At 70.2% G+C, this 4304-nt stretch carries 4 protein-coding genes and 1 pseudogene; 1 reads left to right on the forward strand and 4 read right to left on the reverse strand.

Annotated features, from left to right (window positions below; all coding sequences use genetic code 11):
- From ASG00_RS01645 to ASG00_RS01655, 3 genes and pseudogenes are all read right to left on the reverse strand, one after another.
- Positions 1-833: pseudogene (locus tag ASG00_RS01645) on the reverse strand (shikimate dehydrogenase); the annotation flags it as partial.
- 73 nt (positions 834-906) lie between these two features.
- Complete coding sequence (locus ASG00_RS01650) at positions 907-2292, reverse strand: MFS transporter (RefSeq protein ID WP_056206370.1); 1386 nt, start codon at positions 2290-2292, stop codon at positions 907-909.
- Positions 2293-2451: 159 nt separating this feature from the next.
- Positions 2452-3363: a LysR substrate-binding domain-containing protein gene (locus ASG00_RS01655; protein WP_056206372.1), complete on the reverse strand. Its 912-nt coding sequence runs from the start codon at positions 3361-3363 to the stop codon at positions 2452-2454.
- A gap of 130 nt (positions 3364-3493) precedes the next feature.
- Between ASG00_RS01655 and ASG00_RS01660 the strand changes: the two genes are divergently transcribed.
- Positions 3494-3985, forward strand: a complete 492-nt coding sequence (locus ASG00_RS01660; protein WP_056206374.1) for a VOC family protein — start codon at positions 3494-3496, stop codon at positions 3983-3985.
- Here the strand turns inward: ASG00_RS01660 and ASG00_RS15060 are convergent.
- On the reverse strand, positions 3907-4304 hold a 398-nt coding region (locus ASG00_RS15060; RefSeq protein ID WP_162238313.1), incomplete at its 5' end, for an FAD-binding protein. The genes ASG00_RS01660 and ASG00_RS15060 overlap by 79 nt on opposite strands.

The following is a 4304-nucleotide window of genomic DNA, read 5'->3' on the forward strand; positions in this document are numbered from 1 at the left end:
ATGCGCTCCCGGTCGGGCTCGATGCCCGTGATCAGCCGGAACGTGTCGGCCGCTTGGTTGACCACCATCCGCCCACCGTCGAGCACCGCGCAGCCCGCGTCATCGGCCGCGGCGATCAGCTGCGTGCGCACCGGACGGTAGACCGCGTCGGCGACCCACAGCGGCGGGCGGAGCAGCGCGGCATCCACCGGGATGCCGTCGTGACCGACCATCCCCACCGGGGTCGCGTTCACCAGTCCGTCGACCCGGGCGGCGGCGTCGGCGACCTCGTCGAGCGCGAGCGCGCGCAGCTCGGCGTCGGGGAAGGCCGGTGCGAGCGCGCGCATCACCGCTCCCGTGCGGGTGGGGGCGGCATCCGCGATCTCGAGGCGGCGCACGCCCGCGCTCAGCAGCGCGTACGCGATCGCGGCGCCGGCGCCGCCTGCCCCGACCAGCAGCACGGCGTCACGCGGGCGACCGGCGAGCCCGTCGCGCAGCCCCCGCGCGAACCCGGAGTGGTCGGTGTTGTGCCCGATCGCGCGTCCGTCCCGGAACAGCACCGTGTTCACCGAGCCGAGCAGTGCGACGTCGGGCGACACCTCGTCGAGGGCGTCGATCGCCGCGAGCTTGCACGGATGGGTGATGTTCAGCGCGTCGTATCCGAGGTCGCCGGCCCGGCGGATGAGCTCCACCGTGGCGTCGACGCCGTAGCCGAGCACGTCGATGTCGATCGTGCGATAGAGGTAGCGCAGGCCCGCGGCATCCGCCTCGGACTCGTGCAGCGCCGGGGTGACCGACGATCCGATGCCGGCGCCGATGAGGCCGACGAGGTAGGAGGGGGCCGGTGTCGTCATGGTGACGTCCTCTCGGTCGTGCCGAAAGGGACCGGATGCCGCGCATCCGATCCCTTCCGGCGTGGTGTGTCGGTCACGCCGATGCGGAGACCCGCTCGGTCGCGGGCTGCGCCTGGGCCGCCTCGGCCTCCTTGAGCTCGGCCCGCGTGAGTCCGAGCTTCGCCGTGGGCGTGCGCGCGGTCTCGGGGGCGAACAGTGTCGCGATGCCCGAGATCACGACGATCGCGATGGTGAACCAGGCGACAGCGGGCCAGTTCTGCGTGTTGCCCTCACCGGTCACGAAGCCCTGGGCGATCGTCGGCGTGAAGCCGGCGAGCACGAGACCGAGCATCAGGCTCACCGCCATGCCGGTGTAGCGCACGCGGGCCGGGAACTGCTCGGGGAAGTAGGCCGGGTAGACCGCGTTCGAGAGCGTGTACGCGACGCCGATGAGGAACACGCCGAGCACCCAGGTGAGGGCGAGGTTGCCGGCGTCGACCGCGGCGAGCAGCGCGTAGATCGTGAGCGACTGCAGCACGAGCCCGGTGAGGAAGACGGGCTTGCGGCCGATGCGGTCGGCGAGCATGCCCACGAACGGGCCGACGACCACGGCGGTGAAGTTCGCGACAGTGATGACCCACAGCAGCGACTCGCGTGGCATCCCGCCGACGGTCGTGCCGTACGCGAGAAGGAACACGTTGAACATCGTGTTGATCACGGTGAACAGCGACATCAGGGTGATGCGCACGACAGTGAGCCCGTTGTGACCGAACAGCGACGCGATCGGCACCGCCGACACCTCGTCGGACTTCTTGATGTCCTCGAAGATCTCGGGCTCGTCGAGCATGCGCCGCAGGATGATCGCCACGACCGTGACGATCGCCGACGCCCAGAACGGGATGCGCCAGCCCCAGCTGAGCAGGGCGTCTTCGGGAAGGGCCGCGATCGGGATGAACACGAGGCTCGAGATCACGATGCCGAACATGATCCCGCCCATGGTCCAGCTGGTGAAGAACGCGCGACGGCGGTCGGGGGCATGCTCGAGGGTGAGCGAGCTCGACCCGGGCGACTCACCGCCGGCGGAGATGCCCTGGATGAGGCGCAGCACCACGATGATGATCGGCGCGGCGATGCCGATGGCATCCCAGGTGGGCATGCAGCCGACCAGGAAGGTCGCGACGCCCATGATCACGAGGCACGCGAGGAGGGCGCGCTTGCGGCCGAAACGGTCGCCGATGTGGCCCCAGAGGATCGCGCCGAACGGGCGGGCGACGTAGGCGACGCCGACCGTGGCGAACGAGAGCAGGGTGGTGACGCCGGGCTGGCCGGAGGGGAAGAAGATGTGGGGGAAGATGAGCGCCGCGGCGGAGGCGTAGATGAAGAAGTCGTAGTACTCGAGGGCGCTCCCGACGAAGCCGGAGACGGCGGCGATGCGGGCGTTGTTCTTGGGGGGCTGAGGCGGAACTGTCTTCGCTGACATGTCTGCGCTTTCGATTCGGGTGACGCCGGAATCAGGTGCCGTCGTCATTGACAATCGACCGCGGTTGCGATCGATGCGTGTCAGCCTGACACCGGCGATCTTGCGCGTCCACGATCGAAAAGGTCAATGACTGTGCGCCCGTTCGGCACAATTCGGATGTCACGTCCCGGCCGGGATCAGGGGCGTCGGCAGGATGCGCTGGGACAGCTCGAGCACCGCGGAGACCGCCGCGGTCTGCTCCGACGGCACCCACGCGATGCCGTGGTGCATGTAGGAGGGGGCGTCACTGAGCCGCACCCAGCGGGCGCCGCGGGGCATGATCGACGCGAGGTCCTCGGCGGCGATCGTGACCCCCATGCCGGTGGCCACGAAGGTCAGCATCATGTACGGGTCGGTGACCTCCTGGGTCACCCGGGGACGGAACCCCGCGGCGGTGCAGCAGCGCACGAGGCCCTCGGCCATGGTCGAGGAGCCGTCCATGGGCATCGAGAGGAAGTCGTCGTCGGCGAGCTGGCGCACCGCGATCTCGGGCTCGTCGGCGAGCGGGTGGTCGACCGGCAGCACGGCGCCCATCTCGCTGCGGGCGATGAGCCGGAAGTCGATGTCGCCGCCGGTGCCGAGGGGAAGGCCCACGAAGGCGATGTCGAGCGTGCCGTTGCGCAGCTTCGCGATGCCGTCGCCGGTGCGCACGCGGCTGACCAGCTGCAGGTCGACATCGGGCAGCTCGCGGCGGATGGCGCGGGCGAGCACGGGGAGCGTCATGTGGTTGAACGCGCCGGAGAACCCGATGCGCACGCTGCCGTGTACCCGCCCGGAAGCGGCGCGGGCGGCGGCGGTCGCCAGGGTGATGTCCTGCAGCACCCGGTAGGCGAGGGGGAGGAGCGCCCGTCCCGCGGGGGTGAGCGAGACGCTGCGCGTGTTGCGGTCGAACAGGCTGGTGCCGATGCTCGATTCCAGCCGGCGGATCGTCTGGCTGAGCGGAGACTGCGCGATGTGCAGCCGTTGCGCGGCGCGGCCGAAGTGCAGTTCCTCGGCGACGGCGACGAAGGCCTCGAGCCAGCGTGCTTCCACGGTTCCTCGTTTCGGGGGAGTGCGGCGGGGTCGCGAGAGTTATATCCTCACGACAATTCAATGATCACATCTTTATGACTCTGCAACACATAGTCAATGCGCAGAGTCCACACGATCCCCGGAGACGCCGATGTCCTCATCCCCCACCCCGCCCGCTCTCGCAGACCTCGCCTCCGCACTCGACCAGGTCGGCATCGTCGTGGCCGACCTCGACGCCGTCGAGGCGGGCATGCGCCTCGTGTTCGGTGTCGAGCCGACCTCGCGGTCGGAGAACCACTATCCGGATGCCACGCACCGCGGCCGCGCGACCGACACGCGCGTCGGGGCGCTCTTCTACCACCTGTTCGGACTCGAGCTCGAGTTCCTCTCGCCTCGTGGCGGCGACGACATCTGGCAGGAGTTCCTCGACGAGCGCGGCCCGGGGCTCCACCACGTGCGCTTCGCCGTCGACGACCACGCCGCCGTCGTCGACGCCCTGGCGCAGCGCGGGATCGCGGTGCGCCAGGAGGGATCGTCGGTGCGAGGCAACGGGGTGCGCTACGCCTACTTCGACACCACCGCCGCGCTCGGGTTCTTCGTCGAGACGCTGTCGAGCCCCGCGGCATCCCGCCCGGCGACGTAGCCGAACGTGAGGCCGGCGCCGACCTGGCAGCCGGCGCCCGGGTACTCGGCGGCCATGACCGAGTCCGCGTCGTTGCCGACGGCGTAGAGCCCCATGATCGGGGCATCGTCGGCGTCGAGCACGTGGGCGCGGGTGTCGGTGCGCAGGCCCAGCGCCGTGCCGAGCGGCGTCGGCACGAGCGGGAGTGCGTAGTACGGCGCCTGCGCGATCGGACCGAGGTTCACGTTCGGCGTGTGCGTCGGGTCGCCGTACTGGCGGCCGAAGCTGCTCTCGCCCTTGTGGAACTCCTCGTCGACGCCGGTCTGGGCGAAGCGGTTGT

The organism is Microbacterium sp. Leaf351, assembly GCF_001423825.1.
Lineage (GTDB): Bacteria > Actinomycetota > Actinomycetes > Actinomycetales > Microbacteriaceae > Microbacterium > Microbacterium ginsengisoli.

What these genes read in the sequence shown, in the direction of transcription:
- ASG00_RS01650 (WP_056206370.1), bottom strand. Translation starts at nt 2,292, where the DNA reads ATGTCAGCGAAGACAGTTCCGCCTCAGCCCCCCAAGAACAACGCCCGC.
- ASG00_RS01660 (WP_056206374.1), top strand. Translation starts at nt 3,494, where the DNA reads ATGTCCTCATCCCCCACCCCGCCCGCTCTCGCAGACCTCGCCTCCGCA.